Raw genomic sequence first — 1,116 nt, forward strand, 5'->3', positions numbered from 1 at the left:
CGTGGGTGCGGAACCGCTCGCCGAGGGCTGGCCCCGCACGCGCCGAACGAGAGGAGCCTGTCATGCAGGTGGACGACATCGACGTCTTCATCGGTATCGATGTTGGCAAGAGCGAGCACTGGGCGACCGCCCTGACCACGGCGGGCGAGTGCCTGCACGACAGGCCTTTGCCCAATGACGAGGCCCGCCTGCGCGAGGTCTACGAGCATCTCGGCGAGCACGGCCGGCTGCTGGTGGTCGTCGACCAGCCCGCCACTATCGGGGCCCTGGCAGTGGCGGTGGCCCAGGACATGGGCATCACTGTGGGCTACCTGCCTGGCCTGTCGATGAGGCGCATCGCCGACCTGTCGCCCGGGTCTGCCAAGACGGACCAACGCGACGCAGCCGTGATCGCTAGCGCGGCCCGCACCATGCCGCACACGCTGAGGTCGATCACGTCCAGCGACGAGGACGCCGCCGCGCTGAGCATGCTCACCGGCTTCGATCTGGACCTGGCCCGCCAGGTCAACCAGGTCTCCAACCGCATCCGCGGCCTGTACACCCAAATCCATCCCGCCCTCGAAGGAGTGCTGGGACCTTGGTTGGAGCACGACAGCGTGCTGGAGGTGATCGCCACCTGGCCCACCCCGGCGGCGTTGAGGAAGGCAGGTAGAGCCCGGATCGATGCCAAACTCAAGGCCAACGGGTGCCGGCGCCACGCCGCCTGGGCCCAGGCCATCGTCGAGGCCCTGAGCAAGCAGACCGTCACCGTCGCGGGGACCGACGCGGCCGGTGTCGTCCTGCCGCACCTGGCGCGCCAGCTCATCGCCCTGCACACCCAAAGAGCGGATATCGCCGCCCAGGTCGAGGCTCTGGTGGAGGCCCACCCTCTTTACCCGGTCCTGACCTCCATGCCCGGGGTCGGGGTCAGGACCGCCGCTGTCTTCCTGGCCGGGACTCTGGGCAAGACCTTCACCACGGGCGCGCACCTGGCCTCCTACGCCGGCCTGGCACCCGTCACGAGACGCTCGGGGTCCTCCATCCGCGGTGAGCACGTCTCTCATGGTGGCAACAAGCGCCTCAAACGGGCCATGTTCCTCTCAGCTTTCGCTTCCCTGCGCACCGACCCGGTCTCCA

The 1,116-nt window shown here is 68.8% G+C and carries 1 protein-coding gene; it reads left to right on the forward strand.

Annotated features, from left to right (window positions below; translation table 11 throughout):
* Positions 1-62: 62 nt before the first annotated feature.
* A partial coding sequence (locus W5W_RS14315) for an IS110 family RNA-guided transposase (protein WP_017193824.1) occupies positions 63-1,116 on the forward strand: 1,054 nt, incomplete at its 3' end.

This window comes from Actinomyces massiliensis 4401292 (assembly GCF_000269805.1).
GTDB classification, from domain to species: Bacteria; Actinomycetota; Actinomycetes; order Actinomycetales; family Actinomycetaceae; genus Actinomyces; species Actinomyces massiliensis.